This is a genomic window from Mycobacterium zoologicum, assembly GCF_020181635.2.
Taxonomy (GTDB): Bacteria; Actinomycetota; Actinomycetes; order Mycobacteriales; family Mycobacteriaceae; genus Mycobacterium; species Mycobacterium zoologicum.
On sequence record NZ_JAYJJS010000009.1, the window covers coordinates 86,239 to 104,435 of the forward strand.

An 18,197-nucleotide genomic window follows, 5' to 3' on the forward strand; every position below is an offset into this window, starting at 1 on the left:
GGCAGCACCCGCGCTATTGGCTCGCTGTCGACGGTCACTACGCAGGTGTAGCAGACTCCCCCGAACGCGGTAGCCGCCGGCTCACAGGCCAATCTTCGTGTGCATCGGCGAATACGGCGGGGTCGCGACCGAATTAGCTTGCCGGGGTATGTCCGAGCTGCGCGGCGCCCACGTCCAGGCCGCCCGAATGCGTGAGGCGGCCCTGGCCGGTGCGTTCCGGTCGGCGGCGGACAGCGATCGGCTGCTGACCGCGACGCTGCACGATGCGGCCGATCATGCCCGCGTGAGCCGACGTCGCCTCGACGCGATCGGCGACGAGATAGCCGACGTGGCCTCCGATGCGCGGACGCAGGCGTGGGACACCCCTACCGGTTCCCGCCAGTTGCAGCTGTTCTTGGCGGCCAAGGCCCGTGACATCCGCACGGTGATCACCGACGCCATGGCCGACGCCCGGTCGCGGACGACGATGCTGCGTTCGGCGGGCGACGGGTACGGCGTGCCCGCGGCCGAACGCGATCGGATCAACCGGCAGGCCCTGGCCGCCGATATCGACCGGGTGCGCAACGCCACGCAGGCGATCAGTGCCGAGGACATGCGCCGCTACGACAACGCCATGCAGGTCCTCGACGGTCTGCGGGTCAGCGCCGAAGCCGGCCCGGCACTGCTGCTGACCTACGATCCGGCGGCCTTCGAAGGACGGGGCCGGGCCGCGATCGCGATCGGCGACCCCGACACCGCCGACAACACCACGGTGCTGGTGCCGGGCGCGCACTGCAGCGTGCGCGACGGTTACCTGTCGCAGCCCGACGGTGTGAACGTCTTCCAGGAGGCCTGCCACGCGGACCCGGGCCGCAGTAATTCGGTGATCGTCTGGATGGGCTACCGGACCCCGGATAGTCTTTTTGATCCGCAAGTGGTGCACCCTGATTCGGCTCGCGTCGGTGGACGGTCGCTGGCCGCCGACGTCAACGCCCTGGCGCTCACCCACCGCGGTGCCGCGCACGTCACGGTGATCGGGCACTCCTATGGGTCGACGACGGTCGCCGATGCCGCCGCGGCGTTCGGGATGCGCGCCCACGACGTGGTGCTCGTCGGGTCACCCGGGACCGACCTGGCGCGCAGCGCCGCCGACTTTCGCCTCTCGCCGGCCGGGCACGTGTATGTCGGTGCGTCGTCAATGGATCCGATCACTCGACTGGGCGGGCATCCACAACTCCCCGTTCCCACCACGTCGGCCAAGGTGGGGCTCGGCGCCGACCCGGCCGTCGAAGGATACGGGGCCACCCGGTTCAAGGCCGAGGTCGGCGGCCTGGCATCTCCGATACGTGCGCACAGTTCGTATTTCCGTCCCAGCGGCGAGGCGTTGTTCAGCATCGGCGACATCGCCTCCGGGCACGGCGACGCACTGGCACGCGATCACATGACGGCGTTACACCGACGCCGGCTGCCCGCGTTCGATCCGGAACGACTGCGCCTCGGCAGCGGAAACCACCGGCACTAAAGGGTTCTCAGGCCTGGGCCGGCTGCTTTTCAACAACGGTCCGGCCGAAGAAGAACCCCGCCGTGATGAGCACCTGGGCCGCGGCGTAGGTCCACCAGACCGGCACGGCCAGCACCTCGTCGCGCAGTACGAACCGGCTGATCGCGATCATCGAGTCCGACACCGCGAAACACACCGCACCCACCGCGGTCCAGCGAGTGGGCAGGTCGGCCAGCAGGGCGGCACACACCATGGCGGCGAGCACCGCGACGTAGACCACGACCGGAACGGTCATACCCTCACGGACCAGGCCGGGCCAGAACCAGACCAGCAGGCCCACGCAGCTCACGCAGACCACGCCCACCCCGATCAGACCCGGGCCGGACACCATCGCTCGCGGGATCAGTGCGCCCAGAAAACACAAGTGCGCCAACAGGAATGCCGACAGGCCGGCGACGAATGACGGCTCCCACCACGGGATGGCCAGTAGCCAGTCGCCGGCGGCCGAGAACATCAGGGCCGGGACCAGCCAGCGTGCCTCACGGCGGATCGGGTGGCCGGCGGCGGCGACCGCCAGCAGCACCGCCATCAACGTCTTGAACGCCGGCTGTCCGACCCAGTGTCCGGTCAGCGCGTCGCCGGGAGTCGCGGAGAAGGCCAGCGCTGTCAGAAAGACGCCGTAGGCCGCGCCGGCCCAACCCGCGGCAGCCCACGCGAGGGAAACCTGGCGTGTTGCGTACGGTGTGTCCATGCCCGCTATCGACCCCATAGTGCTGAAGGTACTGGACGCGGTTCCGTTCCGGCTGTCACTCGACGACGGTGCGGACGCCGCGCGCCGGCTGATGCGGGACCTGCCGCGCCTGCCGGTCCACCCGGAGGTGCCCAGCGAAGACCGCGTCATCGACGGCCCGGGCGGGGACCTGCCGATCCGCATCTACCGTCCGGCCGGCGCCCCGGCCTCCGGTGCCCCGGTCGTGGTGTTCTTCCACGGCGGCGGATTCGTCGCCGGCGACCTCGACACCCATGACGGCACCGCTCGCCTGCACGCCGCCGGCGCCGACGCGGTGGTGGTGTCGGTGGACTACCGGCTGGCCCCTGAGCACCCGTTCCCGGCCGCCGTCGACGACGCCTTCGCGGCCACCAAGTGGGTGGCGGCGCACGCCGACGAACTGGGTGTCGACCCGGCCCGGCTCGCGGTGGCCGGCGACTCGGCCGGCGGGAACCTGGCCGCCGTCGTGTCGCAGCTGGCCCGCGATGCCGGCGGCCCGGATATCGCCTTCCAGCTGCTGTGGTATCCGGCAACCACCTACGACATCAGCCTGCCGTCGTTCACCGAGAACGCCCACGCACCGATCATCGACACCGAGGCGATCACCGCGTTGAGCCTGGCCTACGCCGGGCACCTCGACCTGAGCGACCCGCCGGCGACCCTGGCACCGGCCCGCGCCGCGAATCTGGTGGGACTGCCGCCGGCCTACATCGCGGTGGCCGGCCACGACCCGCTGCGCGACGACGGCATTCGCTACGGCGAGCTGCTGGCCGCTGCCGGGGTGCCGGTGCAGGTGGACAACGCCGAGACGCTGATTCACGGCTACCTGGGCTATGCCGGGGCGATCCCGGCGGCCACCGAGGCCGCCGACCGCGGGCTGGCCGCACTGAAAGCCGCCCTGAAGTAGTCCGATGAGACTGAACCAGGTCACCATCGGCAGTACCGACCTGGACCGTGCCGAGCGGTTCTACCGGCTGCTGGGCCTGCGACTGATCGTCAAGACCGACCACTATCTGCGGTTCGAATGCCCTGACGGCGACAGCACCTTTTCGGTGGAACTCCTCGATGCGGTCCGCCCGGCCGAACAGGTGACCGTCTACTTCGAATGCGACGACCTCGACGCCGAATACCGGCGCCTGAACGGCTCGGTCGAGTTCACCAGTCCCCCAGCCGATATGCCGTGGTTGTGGCGAGAAGCCCGGCTGCCCGACCCCGACGGGCACCGGCTGTGCCTGTACGCCGCCGGCGAGGCCCGCCGGAATCCGCCGTGGCGAATCGACAGGAGCGATCAGTGACCGAACAACCCGACCATGAGGTTCTGATCGTCGGAGCCGGTTTCTCCGGCATCGGCGCGGCGATCAGCCTGGATGCGGCCGGCATGGCCGACTATCTGATCGTCGAGGCCGGCGACGGGGTCGGCGGTACCTGGCACTGGAACACCTATCCCGGTATCGCAGTGGATATTCCGTCGTTCTCCTATCAGTTCTCGTTCGAGCAGAGCGCCGCGTGGTCGCGCACCTACGCGCCCGGTCGTGAACTGAAGGCTTACGCCGAACACTGCACCGACAAATACGATCTGCGCTCCCGAATCCGCTTCAACACCAAGGTGATCGAAGTTGAATTCGATGACCGGCACGGGTTCTGGCGGGCGCAGACCGATAGCGGCGAAGTCACCGCACGGTTCCTGATCAACGCCAGCGGCGTGCTGACCACCCCGAACCTGCCCGACATCGACGGCGCCGGCACCTTCGCCGGGGTGACCATCCACACCGCGCGCTGGGATCACTCCCAGGACCTGACCGGCAAGCGCGTCGCGGTGATCGGCACCGGCGCCTCGGCCGTACAGGTGGTCCCCGAGATCGCCCCGAAGGTCGCCGATCTCACCGTCTTTCAGCGCACACCGATCTGGTGTTTCCCGAAATTCGACCTGCCGCTTGCCGCGCCGGTGCGCTGGGCGATGCACATGCCCGGCGGAAAGGCCCTGCAGAGGTGGGCCAGTCAGGCCTACGTCGAGGCGACCTTCCCGATCGCCGCGCAGTACTTCACGGTGTTTCCGCTGGCCAAGCAGATGGAATCCGCCGGCCGGGCGTACCTGCGCCGGCAGGTGCACGACCCGGTGGTCCGCGATCAGCTCACTCCGCGTTATGCGGTGGGCTGCAAACGACCCGGGTTCCACAACACCTACCTGTCGACGTTCAACCGCGACAACGTGCACCTGGTCGTCGACCCGATCGAGCGGATCACCCCCACCGGTGTGGTGACCGCCGACGGAACGGCCCACGAGGTCGACGTGCTGATCCTGGCCACCGGGTTCAAGGTGATGGACAGCGACAACATCCCCACCTTCGCCGTGACCGGAAGCGGTGGACAGTCGCTGAGCCAGTTCTGGGACGAGCACCGACTGCAGGCCTACGAAGGCGTGAGCATCCCCGGGTTTCCGAACATGTTCAGCATCTTCGGGCCGTACGGCTACGTCGGGTCGTCGTATTTCGCGCTGGTCGAGGCGCAGACCCACCACATCGTGCGCTGCCTCAAACGCGCCCGCAGCAGCGGTGCGACCCGCATCGAGATCTCCGAGGCCGCCAACGACCGGTATTTCGCCGAGATGATGCGCAAGCGGCACCGGCAGGTGTTCTGGCAGGACAGCTGCCGGCAGGCCAACAGCTACTACTTCGACAAGAACGGCGACGTGCCGCTGCGGCCAACCACCACCGTCGAGGCGTACTGGCGCAGCCGGCGCTTCGACCTCGACGACTACCGGTTCAGCGCGTAGCCCCTAGTCCCTCACCGCCGAGCGTGAAGTTGGCTTCACGTTCGGCGCCGAGAGTGAACTTGGCTTCACGCTCGGCGGGGGCGCGGTCAGATGGCGCGCTGGAGGTCCTCGACCTTGTCGAGCCGCTCCCACGGCAGGTCGATGTCGGTGCGGCCGAAGTGACCGTAGGCGGCGGTCGGCGCGTAGATCGGCCGCAGCAGGTCCAGGTCCCGCACGATCGCGCCCGGGCGCAGGTCGAAGACCTCGGGCACGATCTTCTCGATCTTGACCGGGTCGACGGTTGCGGTGCCGAAGGTCTCGATGAACAGACCGACCGGTGCGGCCTTGCCGATGGCGTAGGCGACCTGCACCTCGACGCGCTGCGCCAGACCCGCGGCGACGATGTTCTTGGCCACCCAGCGCATCGCGTACGCGGCCGAGCGGTCCACCTTCGACGGGTCCTTGCCGGAGAAGGCGCCACCGCCGTGCCGCGCCCAGCCGCCGTAGGTGTCGACGATGATCTTGCGGCCGGTCAGGCCGGCATCACCCATCGGGCCGCCGACGACGAAGTTGCCGGTCGGGTTGATCAGGATGCGGGTCGACGAGGAATCCAGCGTGTCGTGGGCCAGCTCTGCGAGCACGGTGCTGATCACGTGCTCCCGGAGATCCGGGTCCAGGGTGTTCACCAGGTCGATGCCCTCGGCGTGCTGGGTGGAGATCACCACGGTGTCCAGCCGGGTCGGGACGTCATCCTCGTATTCGATGGTGACCTGGGTCTTGCCGTCGGGACGCAGGTATCCCAGCGTGCCGTTCTTACGGACCTCGGTCAGCCTGCGCGACAGCCGGTGGGCCAGCGCGATCGGCAGCGGCATCAGTTCGGGGGTGTCGGCGATCGCGTAGCCGAACATCAGGCCCTGGTCGCCGGCGCCCTGGGAGTCCAGCGGGTCGGCGGCACCCTCGACCCGGGCCTCGTGGGCGGTGTCGACGCCCTGGGCGATGTCGGGCGACTGGGCACCGATCCCGATGTTGACCCCGCAGGTCTCGCCGTCGAAGCCCTTGTCCGAGGAGTCGTAGCCGATCTCCAGAATGCGCTCGCGGACGACGTTGGTGATGTTGGCGAACGCTTCACGCGCATTGGTCGTCACCTCACCGACCACGTGGACCTGGCCGGTGGTGACCAGAGTTTCCACCGCGACCCGTGAGCGGGGGTCATCGGCCAGCAGTGCGTCGAGCACCGAGTCACTGATGGCGTCACAGATCTTGTCGGGGTGTCCCTCGGTCACCGACTCACTGGTGAACAGCCGACCCTTTTCGCTCACAATGTCAACCCTTCCGCGCGTCACCGCGCTGTACAAAAGATAGGCCGGGCAAATATAGCGTCTGCGCTCTGCCCGCTACGCCAGTGGGCAATACCCGCAGCCGGCGCCCGGCCTACGTCATAACCCCCGGCTCGCTACCGTAGCAGCGCTCTCATCGATCGTGCACATGCAGGAAGTCCGCGACCGCGTCGACGATCCGGCTGGCCATCAACGTCTTGGAGCCGGGTTCGAGGGCGGACTCGGTGCCGTCGGCGGCCAGCAGCCACCCGTCGTTGTGGTCCACCTCGAAGGCCAGTCCGTCCCCGACGGCGTTGACCACCAGCAGATCGCAGCCCTTGCGGCGCAGTTTCGCCCGCGCGTGGAACAGCACGTCGCCGTTCTCGTCGCCGGTCTCGGCGGCGAATCCGACGATGGCGCGCATGTGGGGCAACTGCCCGTCATTGCGGGCCCGGACCGCACCGGCCAGCACGTCGTCGTTGCGGACCAGATCGATGGTGGGAGCCTGATCCTCGGCGTCGGCGCTCTTCTTGATCTTGGCCGGGGCCATCCGGGTCGGACGGAAGTCGGCGACGGCGGCGGCCATCACCAGCACGTCGGCCTCCGGGGCGTGCTTGGTCACCGCGTCATGCAGCTGCTGGGCGGAGCTGACGTGCACCACGTCGACGCCGGCCGGGTCGGCCAGGCCTGCGGTGTGCGCGGCGATCAGCGTGACCTCAGCGCCGCGCTGGGCGGCCACCCGGGCCACCGCGTAGCCCTGCTTGCCCGAACTGCGGTTACCGATGAAGCGAACGGGGTCTATCGGCTCGCGGGTGCCGCCCGCGGTAACCAGCACCCGCTGGCCGGCCAGGTCGTAGCGCAGCGCATCGGCGCGTTCGAGCAGCAGCGAGGCGAACGTGTTGATCTCCTCGGCCTCGGGCAGCCGGCCCGGTCCGGTGTCGGCACCGGTCAGCCGTCCCGAGGCGGGCTCGAGGACCACCGCGCCGCGCTCCCGCAGGGTCGCCACATTGGCGACGGTGGCCGGGTGCTGCCACATCTCGGTGTGCATAGCCGGGGCGAACAGCACCGGACAGCGGGCGGTGAGCAGGGTGGCGGTCAGCAGGTCGTCGGCGCGGCCGGCCACCGCGCGGGCCAGCAGGTCCGCGGTCGCCGGAGCCACCACCACCAGGTCGGCCTGCTGGCCGATGGCCACATGCGGCACCTGCGGAACGTCATCGAAGACCCCGGTGTGCACCGGATTGCCGGAGAGCGCCTCGAAGGTCGCGGCGCCGACAAAGCGCAGCGCGGACTCGGTGGGCAGTACGCGCACCGAGTGGCCGGCTTCGGCCAGCTGCCGCACCACGGTGCACGCCTTGTAGGCGGCGATGCCGCCGGAGACGCCGACGACGACCCGTTTGGCATCCACGGCTACGCGCCCCCGAACCTCTGCTACTCGCCTTCGGTGTATTCGAGCAGGTCGCCGTGGATCTCGCGCATCGCGATCGACAGCGGCTTCTCCTGCAGGCCGGGCTCGACCAGCGGCCCGACGTACTCGAGGATGCCCTCCCCGAGCTGGTTGTAGTAGTCGTTGATCTGGCGCGCGCGCTTGGCCGCGTAGATCACCAGGGCGTACTTGCTCGACGCACGCTGCAGCAGCTCATCGATGGGCGGGTTGGTGATGCCGAGCGGCGTGTCGTACCCGCCGATGGTCGACGGGTCGAACTCGTCGGCGTCGGTGGTCGACTCGGCCTGTGCGGTACTCACGTGAGACATTCTCCTGCGCTTGTGCTGTCTTGAGCTGTGCGATGACTGGGGGTTCGGGTCGGTCAGGCCGGACCCGGTGTGCTGTCCACCAGCAAGGATACCAATTCTGAGCAGGCGGTTTCCAATCGAGCGTTCACCACCACCCGGTCGAAGTCGCCTTGGGCCGCCAATTCGGCGCGTGCGGTGGCCAGCCGGCGTGCCATGACGTCCTCGGATTCGGTGCCGCGGCCGGCCAGCCTGGCCTGCAGCGTCTCCCAATCCGGGGGCGCCAGAAACACCGTGACGGCTTCGGGAAGAGCCTTCTTGATGGACCGTGCGCCAGCCAGGTCGACCTCGATCAGGACCGGGCGCCCGGAGCGGGTCGCGTCGTCCACCGGGGCGGCCGGGGTGCCCGATCGCTGCAGGCCACCGTGGATGTCGGCCCACTCCAGCAGCGCATCGGTGTCGATAAGCCGGTCGAACTCCTCGGGCGTCACGAACCGGTAGTCGACACCGTCGACCTCACCGGGCCGCGGTGCACGAGTGGTCGCCGAGACGCTGAAGTACAGGTTCGGCACCCGCTCGCGCAGGCAGCGGACAACGCTGGATTTTCCGACCGCGGAGGGACCGGACAGCACCACGACGCGTCCCGCGTACCGGCTGTCCGGTCCTCCACCGGCATTCACTGTCGGATCAGGAGAAGTCGAACTTCTCCAGCAGCGCCTTGCGCTGCCGGTCGCCCAGGCCGCGCAGACGGCGGGTGGGGGCGATTTCGAGTTCGGTCATGATCTCCTGCGCCTTGACCTTGCCGACCTTGGGCAGCGCCTCCAGCAGTGCGGAGACCTTCATCTTGCCCAGGACCTCATCGGTCTCGGCATCCTTCAGCACCTGCTTCAGGTTGGTGCCACCGCGCTTCAGGCGGTCCTTGAGCTCCGCTCGGATTCGACGCGCGGCGGCCGCCTTCTCCAAAGCGGCAGCGCGCTGCTCGTCGGTCAACTGGGGAAGGGCCACGATTCCTCCGTCTCATCGTCATCGGCGGACACCGATGTTTTCCTTGTCTCGGCCGGGTACTCCTGCCAGAGACGACGACCGTACCCACGCCGTCTGACGAAATCTAACCCCACCCCCCGATTCCGGCTACAAATGCCCAGCGTGCGGGGCCGGTGCCGGGCGGGTCCGGCCCCACCCGGCCGGGTTGCGGCGAGCCGGATCCGGCGAGCCGCAGCGGCAGCATGCACGGCCAAGAAAACCCAGCATGACCTGGGCGTTTGATCAGATCAACCGCCCGGCCCGGGCGGCGCGAAGTGTCCCCGCAACGGCGCTTCGAGCTGCCACGGACAACGACGACATTGAATTCGCACTCCACGGCGTGTCGGGCGTGTCGAAACCGGTTCCGCGGGGATTCCCCGCTTACCCGGCCAGATACGCCACGGCGTCGCGCAGCCGCTCCCCCGCCGCCCGTAGCGCCGCGACGTCGGGGCCGGCCCGCAGCACCTCGCGGGAGACCGCCGGCAGCAGCGTGCCCGCAGCGGCCCCGCCCAGGCCGGCCAGCGCCTCGGGACGTCCACCCTGGGCTCCGACGCCCGGCACCAGTACCGGGCCGCCCAGAGCGCTCAGGTCGGGCACGTCGGACAGCGTTGCGCCCACCACGACGCCGACCGATCCGGATCCGGTGCCCCGATTCAGCGCGGCGGCGGCGTCGACGATCGTCTGCGCGACGGTGCGGCCGTCGGCCGCGGTGGCACGCTGCACAGCGGCACCCTCCGGGTTCGAGGTGGCGGCCAGCACGAAGACGCCCCGCCGGTTGGCCTCCGCGGTGTCCAGCAGCGGCTGCAGCGACCCGAAGCCCAGATACGGCGAGGCGGTCACCGCGTCGGCCGCCAGCGGCGAATCACCGGCCCAGGCCGCGGCGTAGGCCGCCATCGTCGTACCGATGTCGCCGCGTTTGGCGTCGGCAAGCACCAGCACGCCGGCCTCGCGCAGCGCGGCGACGGTGCGCTCCAGCACTGCGAACCCGGCTGATCCGTACGCCTCGAAGAACGCCACCTGCGGCTTGACGACGGCGAACTCGGCGAACGCGCTCACGCACGTCTCGCTGAACACGGCCAGGCCGTCTGACGTCGCGGGCAGGCCCCACGCGGCGAGCAGCTCGGGGTGCGGGTCGATGCCCAGGCACAGCGGCCCGCGGGCCGCAGTCGCCTCTGCCAGGCGCGTCCCGAACCCGGCCGTCATCACTTCCCGCCGAGCGTGCTGTGCAACTCCTGCAGTGAGCGCACCCCGATGTCGCCCCGGATACCGGCCTCGATGCCCTGCACCGCTGCGGCGGCACCCTGCACGGTGGTGACGCACGGGATGTTCATGCTCACCGCGGCCGAGCGGATCTCGTAGCCGTCCACCCGCGGACCGGAGTTGCCGTAGGGGGTGTTGATCACCAGGTCGACCTCGCCGGCCCGGATCGCCTCCACCGCGGACAGGGCCGGCCGCTCGGGACTGGGCTCCTCGAAATGTTTGCGCACCACATCGCAGGGAATACCGTTGCGGTGCAGCATCTCCGCGGTCCCCTCGGTGGCAAGGACCCGGAACCCCAGATCGGCCAGGCGTTTGACCGGGAACACCAGCGAACGCTTGTCGTGATTGGCCACCGACACGAACACCGTGCCGTTGGCCGGCAGCGAGCCGTAGGCCGCGGTCTGGCTCTTGGCAAACGCGGTGCCGAAATCCCGGTCGATGCCCATCACCTCGCCGGTGGACTTCATCTCCGGGCCCAACAGCGAGTCGATCCCGGATCCGTCCGCGCGGCGGAACCGATGAAACGGAAGGACCGCTTCTTTCACCGCGATCGGCGCGTGCGGGCCGACGGTGGCGCCGTCGCCGTCGGCCGCCAGCAGGCCCTCGGCCCGCAACTCGGCGATGGTGGCGCCCAGCATGACTCGCGCGCACGCCTTGGCCAGCGGCACCGCGGTCGCCTTGGACACGAACGGCACCGTCCGGCTGGCCCGCGGATTGGCCTCCAGCACGTAGAGCACGTCGTCCTTGAGGGCGAACTGCACGTTGAGCAGACCCACCACACCGACGCCGTGGGCGATCGACTCGGTGGCGCGCCGCACCTTCTCGATATCGCTGCGCCCCAACGTCACCGGCGGCAGTGCGCACGCCGAGTCGCCGGAATGGATACCTGCTTCCTCGATGTGTTCCATGATCCCGCCGACGTAGACCTCGGTGCCGTCGCACAGGGCGTCGACGTCGATCTCGATGGCGTCCTCGAGGAACCGGTCGACCAGCACGGGGTGTTCCGGCGACAGTTCGGTGGCCCGGGTGATGTAGCCGCGCAGGGTCTCCTCGTCGTAGACGATCTCCATGCCGCGTCCGCCCAGCACGTAGGACGGACGCACCAGCACCGGGTAGCCGATCTCGGCCGCGATCCGCTTGGCCTGATCGAACGTGGTCGCGGTGCCGTATCGCGGCGCGGGCAGGCCGGCCGAGGTCAGCACGTCGCCGAAGGCGCCGCGGTCCTCGGCCAGGTCGATGGCCTCCGGGCTGGTTCCGACGATGGGGACCCCGGCGTCGGCCAGCCGCTGGGCCAGCCGCAGCGGGGTCTGTCCACCGAGTTGCACGATGACGCCGACGACACCGGGTCCACCCTTACCGGACTGCTGTTCGGCGTAGTACACCTCCAGCACGTCTTCGAATGTCAGCGGTTCGAAGTAGAGCCGGTCGGCGGTGTCGTAGTCGGTGGAGACCGTCTCGGGGTTGCAGTTGACCATCACGGTTTCAAACCCGTCCTGGGTCAAGGTGATAGCGGCGTGCACGCAGCTGTAGTCGAACTCGATTCCCTGCCCGATCCGGTTCGGCCCGGAGCCCAGGATGAGCACCTTGGGTTTGGCCGATTGCGGGGCCACCTCGGTCTCAGCGGCCGGGTCCAGCTCGAAAGTGCTGTAGTGGTAAGGGGTTTGGGATTCGAACTCGGCCGCGCAGGTGTCGACGGTCTTGAAGACCGGGTGGATGCCCAGCCGGTTTCGCAGCAGCCGTACCCCGTCCTCGCCGGCGAGTTCCGGCCGCAGTGCCGCGATCTGATGATCCGATAGGCCGCTGTATTTGCAGCGGCGCAACAGGTCGGCGTCGAGCACCGGGGTGTCGACGACCTCGGCGCGCAGCGCCACCAGGCCGTTGATCTGCTCGACGAACCACGGGTCCACCCCGGAGGCCTCGGCGACCTGCTCCACCGAAGCACCCTGCCGCAGTGCCAACTCGATGTCGTAGAGCCGGCCTTCGGTGGGAACTCGCAGCCGCTCCAGCGCCGCGTCGGCTGAATCCTCCTCGGGGTCGGGTTTGGTCCAGAATCCGGCCCGGTCGGTCTCCAGCGACCGCATCACCTTGCCGAGCGACTCGATGAAGTTGCGGCCCAACGACATCGCCTCGCCCACCGATTTCATGGTGGTGGTCAGGCGTGGGTCGGCGCCGGGGAACTTCTCGAACGCGAAACGCGGCGCCTTGACCACCACGTAGTCCAGCGCCGGTTCGAAGCAGGCCGGGGTCTCGCCGGTGATGTCGTTGATGATCTCGTCGAGGGTGTAGCCGATCGCGAGTTTGGCGGCGATCTTGGCGATCGGAAAACCGGTGGCCTTCGACGCCAGCGCGCTCGACCGCGACACCCGCGGGTTCATCTCGATGACGATGAGCCGACCGTCTTTCGGGTCGACCGCGAACTGGATGTTGCAGCCGCCGGTGTCCACCCCGACCTCGCGCAGGATCGCGATGCCCAGGCTGCGCATCGTCTGGTATTCCCGGTCGGTCAGCGTCATCGCCGGTGCGACGGTCACCGAGTCGCCGGTGTGCACGCCCATCGGGTCGACGTTCTCGATCGAGCAGACCACGACGACGTTGTCATGGCCGTCGCGCATCAGCTCGAGCTCGAATTCCTTCCAGCCGTAGATGGATTCCTCGATCAGCACGTTGGCCGTCGGTGAGGCCGCCAGGCCGTCGCCGGCCATCCGGGCGACCTCCTCGAGGCTGGAGGCCAGACCGGAGCCCAGGCCACCCATCGTGAAAGAGGGCCGCACGACTACCGGTAACCCGAGTTCGGCCACGGTCTCGGTGACCTCGGCCATGGTGTAGCAGACCCGGGAGCGGGCCGACTCGCCGCCGACCTTGGCGACGATGTCCTTGAACTGCTGGCGGTCCTCGCCGCGCTGGATGGCCTCGAAGTCGGCGCCGATCAGCTCGACGCCGTAGCGTTCCAGCACTCCGTTCTCATGAAGTGCGACAGCGGTGTTGAGCGCGGTCTGCCCACCCAGGGTGGCCAGCAGCGCGTCGACCTTGTTGCCGCGCTCGGCCTGTTGGGCCAGCACCTTCTCGACGAACTCCCAGGTGATCGGCTCGACGTAGGTGTTGTCGGCGTATTCCGGGTCGGTCATGATCGTGGCCGGGTTGGAGTTGACCAGACTCACCTGCAGGCCTTCGGCTTTGAGCACCCGGCACGCCTGAGTGCCGGAGTAGTCGAATTCGCAGGCCTGGCCGATCACGATCGGTCCGGAGCCGATCACCAGGACGTGGCGCAGGTCGGTACGGCGCGGCACTATTTTCCCTCTCCGATCTGGGCGCGAGCGCGCGCAAATGTACGGCAAATCCCAGGTCGCAGCGAACGCTTGTGCACGCTCGGCGGAGGTGGGTTCACTGCTTCTCCCCTGCCATCAGGTCTACGAACTGGTCGAACAGGTACTCGGCGTCGTGCGGTCCGGCCGCGGCCTCCGGGTGGTACTGCACCGAGAACGCCCGGCCGTCAGCCAGTTTCACTCCCTCGACGACGCCGTCGTTGGCGCAGGTGTGACTGACCAGTCCCGGACCGAACTCGGTGTCGAAACGCTGGCCTGCCTCACCTTCCAGGGCGAAGCCGTGGTTCTGCGCGGTGACAGCCACCCGGCCGGTGGCGTGGTCGATCACCGGGATGTTGATGCCCCGGTGCCCGAACGTCATCTTGTAGGTCTTCAGCCCCAGCGCCCGGCCCAGAATCTGGTTGCCGAAACAGATTCCGAACAGCGGGATTCCGGCCCCCAGCACCTCGCGGGTCAGCGCGACCATGGCCTCTGCGGTGGCCGGGTCCCCGGGTCCGTTGGACAGGAACACCCCGTCGGGCCCCAGTGCGGCGATCTCATCGAAGCTGACCGACGACGGCAGCACGTGGCTGCGAATTCCACGACGGGCGAAGTTGCGCGGCGTGTTGGTCTTGATACCCAGGTCCAGCGCGGCGACGGTGAACCGGTGCGCCCCTTCGGGTTCCACCACATACTCGGCGTCGGTGCTGACCTGACCGGCGAGATCGGCGCCGAGCATCGCCGGCTGCTCACGAACCCGGCGCACCAACTCCTCTTCCGGAGCCAGCGCATCGCCGGAGAACACCCCGGCCTTCATCGAGCCGTGATTGCGCAGGTGGCGCACCACGGTGCGGGTGTCCACACCGGCCACCCCGACGATGCCCTGGCGCACCAATTCGTCATCGAGGGTTCCGGTGGCCCGCCAGTTCGACGCGCGCGGCGACGGGTCACGCACGACGTAGCCGGCCACCCAGATCTTGTCGTCGCGGCTCTCGCCGTCTTCGTGATTCCAGCCGGTGTTGCCGATCTGCGGGGCGGTGGCCACCACGATCTGCCGGTGGTAGCTGGGGTCGGTCAGCGTCTCCTGGTAGCCGGACATGCCGGTGGAGAACACCGCCTCACCCAGGCTCTGGCCCACGGCCCCGAACCGGGTTCCGGTGAAGACCCTGCCGTCCTCGAGAACCAGGGCGGCTGCTGTGTTGCTCATCGTTCATCCTTTAGCCAGCGGGTGTATTCGGCACGGTCGTCGGCGCGGAAGCCGGTGTCCATCTCGGTGCCCGACGGCAGTCGCCAGCGGATCGCAAGCACGCCGTCGTGAGGCCGGGTGGGCAGCGTGGGAATGACCCGTCCGGCGATGCCGCTTTCGGTGCGCACCGCGGTGATCGAGTCTTCCGGTATCCAGATCGGCTGAGCTCCGCTGCGCTGCACCATGATTCCCTCGGGGTACCGAGTGAGTACCGCCTTGGTGCGATAGCCCAGGTCCGAGACCACCACCCGGTCGTTCCACTTCGGGGCCAGGGTGCAGCCCAGGTAGACGCCTCGGGTGGCCCCGACACTGGGCGCACCGACGGTGTCGGGCACCGAGGGCAGGGCGCCGATCAGTGCGTCCTGCAACTGCCCGCGGTGCCGCCAGCCGCGCATCATCAACCGGATCAGCAGGCCGATGATGACCACCAGCACCGCGGCGAAGATCAGCGACCCCACCATCGTGGGCGTGTTCACGCCGGTGACCTCCCGTCGCGGGCGGTCACCCGGCCGCGCAGCAGCGTCGCGGTGACGGTGGCCGGCAACGTCATCTCCTCATAGGGGGTGTTCGCCGACCGGCTGGCCAACTCGGTGCCGGTCACCACCCAGCTCGCCTGCGCGTCGACCACCGTCAGGTTGGCCGGCTCTCCCACCTCCAGCGGGCGGCCCTGGTCGGGCAGGCCGACGATCGCCGCCGGCCGCTCGCTCATCACCCGCGCCACGTCTCGCCAGCCGAGCAGTCCCGGTTCGACCATGGTTGCCACCACCACCGACAGCGCGGTCTGCAGGCCGAGCATCCCGGGGCGGGCATGAGCGAACTCGCAGGTCTTCTCCTGGTCGGCGTGCGGGGCGTGGTCGGTGGCCACGCAGTCGATGACGCCGTCGGCCAGCGCCTGGCGCAGCGCGGCGGCATCGGACGCCTCCCGCAGCGGCGGGTTGACCCGGTTGCGGCCGTCGTAGTCGGCCAGCCGGCTGTCGTCGAGCATCAGGTGGTGCGGAGTGACCTCCGCGGTCACCGCAATCCCTTGTCCCTTGGCCCATTTGATGAGCTCCACGGTCCCGGCGGTGGAGGCGTGGCAGATGTGCAGGCGGGCGCGCGCATCGCGGGCCAGCAGCACGTCGCGCGCCACGATCGACTCCTCGGCGACACGCGGCCAGCCGGCCAGCCCGAGCCGGGCCGCGGTGGGACCCTCATGGGCCACCGATCCGACGGTAAGCCGGGGCTCCTCGGCGTGCTGGGCGATCAGCACCCCCAAGCCGGTCGCGTACTCCAGTGCCCGGCGCATCACCAGCGGATCGGCGACGCACACACCGTCATCGGAGAACATCCGCACGCCCGCCGCACCGGCGGCCATCATGCCCATCTCGGTCAGCTGGGTGCCTCCCAGCCCGACGGTGACCGCGCCGACCGGGTGCACGTCGACCAGCCCAACCTGGCGGCCGCGCGCCCAGACGTGGTCGGTGACCACCGGCGAGTCGGCGACCGGGTCGGTGTTGGCCATCGCGAACACCGCGGTGTAGCCGCCCAGAGCCGCTGCCGCCGAGCCGGTTTCGATGTCCTCGGCGTATTCCCGGCCCGGTTCGCGCAGGTGGGTGTGCAGGTCCACGAAGCCGGGCAGCAGCACCTGGCCGGCCGCGTCGATCACCTCGCAGCCGTCCGGCGCGGTCAGGCTCGCGCCGATCTGCGCGATCTGCCCCTCGAAACCGGGGGTGCCGACCAGCACGTCGAGCTGATCGCCTTCGCCGTAGCACCGCACGCCGCGGATGAGCACGCTCACAGCTCCACCTCTTCCGACGACGCCGCCGACCCCGCGGCTTCGCTACCCACCAGCAGATGGAACAGCACCGCCATCCGCACATGCACTCCATTGGAAACCTGTTGCAGCACAGCCGATTGCGGCGAATCAGCCACCGAAGAGGCGATCTCCATACCGCGCAGCATCGGGCCGGGGTGCAGCACCGCCGCATGCTCGGCCAGCATGGCGCGCCGCTTCTCGGAGAGTCCGTAGCGCACCGAGTACTCGCGGGTCGACGGGAAGAACCCGCCGGTCATCCGCTCGGCCTGCACTCGCAGCATCAGCACCGCGTCGGCGGCCGGCAGCTCGGCGTCGAAGTCATGCGAGACCGTCACCGGCCAGTCGGCCACGCCGGTGGGCAGCAGGGTCGGCGGGGCCACCAGTACCACCTCGGCACCCAGGGTGGCCAGCAGGCTCACATTGGAACGGGCCACCCGGGAATGCACGATGTCGCCGACGATCACCACCCGCCGGCCCTCGATACCGCCGAGGCGCTGACGCAGGGTCAATGCGTCCAGCAGCGCCTGGGTGGGGTGCTCGTGGGTGCCGTCGCCGGCGTTGATCACCGCAGGGCCGCCGTCGGCACCGCAGGTCCACTCGGCGAGCAGGTGGGCTGCCCCCGAGGACGGGTGCCGGATGATGAGCGCGTCGGCGCCGGCGGCCCGCAGGGTCAGGGCGGTGTCGCGCAGCGACTCCCCTTTGCTCACCGAGGACCCGGACGCGCTCACGTTGATCACGTCGGCGCTCATCCACTTGCCGGCCACCTCGAACGAGACCCGGGTGCGGGTGGAGTTCTCGTAGAACATGGTGATCACCGTGCGTCCGCGCAGGGTGGGCAGCTTCTTGACCTCCCGGCCCACCAGCGCCTGGGCGAACCGGTCGGCGTCGTCGAGGATCGCGGTGGCCGCATCCCGGCTCAGGTCTCCCGCCGCCAGCAGGTGTCGGGTACTCATCGGGTGATCACCACCGCGTCACGTCCATCATGTTCGGCCAATAAGACGTGCACGCTCTCGCCGCGTGCGGTCGGCACGTTCTTGCCGACGTAGTCGGCGCGAACGGGCAGTTCACGGTGGCCCCGGTCGACCAGCACCGCCAGTTGCACGATCCGGGGCCGGCCCACGTCGCGCAGCGCGTCGAGTGCGGCGCGCACCGACCGGCCGGCGAACAGGACGTCGTCGACCAGGATCACGCACGCGTCGTCGATGCCGCCGGCCGGAATGGAGGTGGTCTCCAGGGGCCGTGGCGGTTGGCGCATCAGATCGTCGCGGTACAGGGTGATGTCGAGCGCGCCGTGCGCGACGTCCACGCCGCAGAATTCGCTGATCTTGACGGCCAGTCGCTGCGCCAGGGTGACCCCGCGGGTCGGAATGCCCAAAAGCACCACCCGGGGTACGCCGCCGGGGTCATCGGGACCGTCCAGAGCGGTCTTCTCGATGATCTGATGCGCGATACGAGAAACCGTGCGACCCACATCCGCCGAGGACATCAACTCTCGGTCGGTGCTGGAATTACCGGCAGCGCCCATG

17 protein-coding genes are annotated in these 18,197 nt (G+C 69.2%); 4 read left to right on the forward strand and 13 right to left on the reverse strand.

Features of this window, described 5'->3' with window-relative positions; all coding sequences use genetic code 11:
- The first annotated feature begins 148 nt into the window (after window positions 1-148).
- Window positions 149-1,501, forward strand: a complete 1,353-nt coding sequence (locus K6T84_RS09930; protein WP_225400171.1) for an alpha/beta hydrolase — start codon at window positions 149-151, stop codon at window positions 1,499-1,501.
- Window positions 1,502-1,508: 7 nt separating this feature from the next.
- Here the strand turns inward: K6T84_RS09930 and K6T84_RS09935 are convergent, their stop codons facing one another.
- Window positions 1,509-2,231 (reverse strand): lysoplasmalogenase, encoded by a 723-nt coding sequence (locus K6T84_RS09935; RefSeq protein WP_225402018.1) that lies wholly within the window; start codon window positions 2,229-2,231, stop codon window positions 1,509-1,511.
- Between K6T84_RS09935 and K6T84_RS09940 the strand changes: the two genes are divergently transcribed.
- The 3 genes from K6T84_RS09940 to K6T84_RS09950 are packed head-to-tail and all read left to right on the forward strand — an operon-like array spanning window position 2,230 to window position 5,022.
- Window positions 2,230-3,156 (forward strand): alpha/beta hydrolase, encoded by a 927-nt coding sequence (locus K6T84_RS09940; protein ID WP_225400172.1) that lies wholly within the window; start codon window positions 2,230-2,232, stop codon window positions 3,154-3,156. The two genes, K6T84_RS09935 and K6T84_RS09940, sit on opposite strands and share 2 nt — an antisense overlap.
- A gap of 4 nt (window positions 3,157-3,160) precedes the next feature.
- Window positions 3,161-3,544: a VOC family protein gene (locus K6T84_RS09945; RefSeq protein ID WP_225400173.1), complete on the forward strand. Its 384-nt coding sequence runs from the start codon at window positions 3,161-3,163 to the stop codon at window positions 3,542-3,544.
- Entirely contained in the window at window positions 3,541-5,022 is a 1,482-nt protein-coding gene (locus K6T84_RS09950; protein WP_225400174.1) for a flavin-containing monooxygenase, read from the forward strand. Before K6T84_RS09945 ends, K6T84_RS09950 begins: the two co-directional genes overlap by 4 nt.
- 86 nt (window positions 5,023-5,108) lie before the next feature.
- Here the strand turns inward: K6T84_RS09950 and metK are convergent, their stop codons facing one another.
- From metK to pyrR, 12 genes are all read right to left on the reverse strand, one after another.
- Window positions 5,109-6,320, reverse strand: a complete 1,212-nt coding sequence (gene metK, locus K6T84_RS09955) for a methionine adenosyltransferase (protein ID WP_224860686.1) — start codon at window positions 6,318-6,320, stop codon at window positions 5,109-5,111.
- A gap of 151 nt (window positions 6,321-6,471) precedes the next feature.
- Window positions 6,472-7,722: a bifunctional phosphopantothenoylcysteine decarboxylase/phosphopantothenate--cysteine ligase CoaBC gene (gene coaBC / locus K6T84_RS09960; protein WP_224860688.1), complete on the reverse strand. Its 1,251-nt coding sequence runs from the start codon at window positions 7,720-7,722 to the stop codon at window positions 6,472-6,474.
- A gap of 23 nt (window positions 7,723-7,745) precedes the next feature.
- Window positions 7,746-8,060 (reverse strand): DNA-directed RNA polymerase subunit omega, encoded by a 315-nt coding sequence (gene rpoZ / locus K6T84_RS09965; protein ID WP_224860690.1) that lies wholly within the window; start codon window positions 8,058-8,060, stop codon window positions 7,746-7,748.
- A gap of 62 nt (window positions 8,061-8,122) precedes the next feature.
- On the reverse strand, window positions 8,123-8,725 hold the full coding sequence (gene gmk, locus K6T84_RS09970) for a guanylate kinase (RefSeq protein ID WP_225400175.1): 603 nt from the start codon (window positions 8,723-8,725) through the stop codon (window positions 8,123-8,125).
- 7 nt (window positions 8,726-8,732) lie between these two features.
- Window positions 8,733-9,050 (reverse strand): integration host factor, actinobacterial type, encoded by a 318-nt coding sequence (gene mihF / locus K6T84_RS09975; RefSeq protein ID WP_085263782.1) that lies wholly within the window; start codon window positions 9,048-9,050, stop codon window positions 8,733-8,735.
- 399 nt (window positions 9,051-9,449) lie between these two features.
- Window positions 9,450-10,271, reverse strand: a complete 822-nt coding sequence (gene pyrF / locus K6T84_RS09980; protein ID WP_225400176.1) for an orotidine-5'-phosphate decarboxylase — start codon at window positions 10,269-10,271, stop codon at window positions 9,450-9,452.
- Window positions 10,271-13,615, reverse strand: a complete 3,345-nt coding sequence (carB, locus tag K6T84_RS09985) for a carbamoyl-phosphate synthase large subunit (RefSeq protein WP_225400177.1) — start codon at window positions 13,613-13,615, stop codon at window positions 10,271-10,273. The genes pyrF and carB overlap by 1 nt, the downstream gene beginning before the upstream one ends.
- Window positions 13,616-13,709: 94 nt before the next feature.
- A complete protein-coding gene (carA, locus tag K6T84_RS09990; RefSeq protein ID WP_225400178.1) occupies window positions 13,710-14,837 on the reverse strand; it encodes a glutamine-hydrolyzing carbamoyl-phosphate synthase small subunit in 1,128 nt (375 codons plus the stop codon).
- Complete coding sequence (locus K6T84_RS09995; RefSeq protein ID WP_224860707.1) at window positions 14,834-15,352, reverse strand: PH-like domain-containing protein; 519 nt, start codon at window positions 15,350-15,352, stop codon at window positions 14,834-14,836. Before K6T84_RS09995 ends, carA begins: the two co-directional genes overlap by 4 nt.
- Window positions 15,349-16,653, reverse strand: coding sequence for a dihydroorotase (locus K6T84_RS10000; protein WP_225400179.1), 1,305 nt, complete (start codon window positions 16,651-16,653; stop codon window positions 15,349-15,351). The genes K6T84_RS09995 and K6T84_RS10000 overlap by 4 nt, the downstream gene beginning before the upstream one ends.
- Window positions 16,650-17,624 (reverse strand): aspartate carbamoyltransferase catalytic subunit, encoded by a 975-nt coding sequence (locus K6T84_RS10005; protein WP_225400180.1) that lies wholly within the window; start codon window positions 17,622-17,624, stop codon window positions 16,650-16,652. Before K6T84_RS10005 ends, K6T84_RS10000 begins: the two co-directional genes overlap by 4 nt.
- Complete coding sequence (pyrR, locus tag K6T84_RS10010; protein ID WP_225400181.1) at window positions 17,621-18,196, reverse strand: bifunctional pyr operon transcriptional regulator/uracil phosphoribosyltransferase PyrR; 576 nt, start codon at window positions 18,194-18,196, stop codon at window positions 17,621-17,623. Before pyrR ends, K6T84_RS10005 begins: the two co-directional genes overlap by 4 nt.
- Window position 18,197 lies beyond the last annotated feature (1 nt).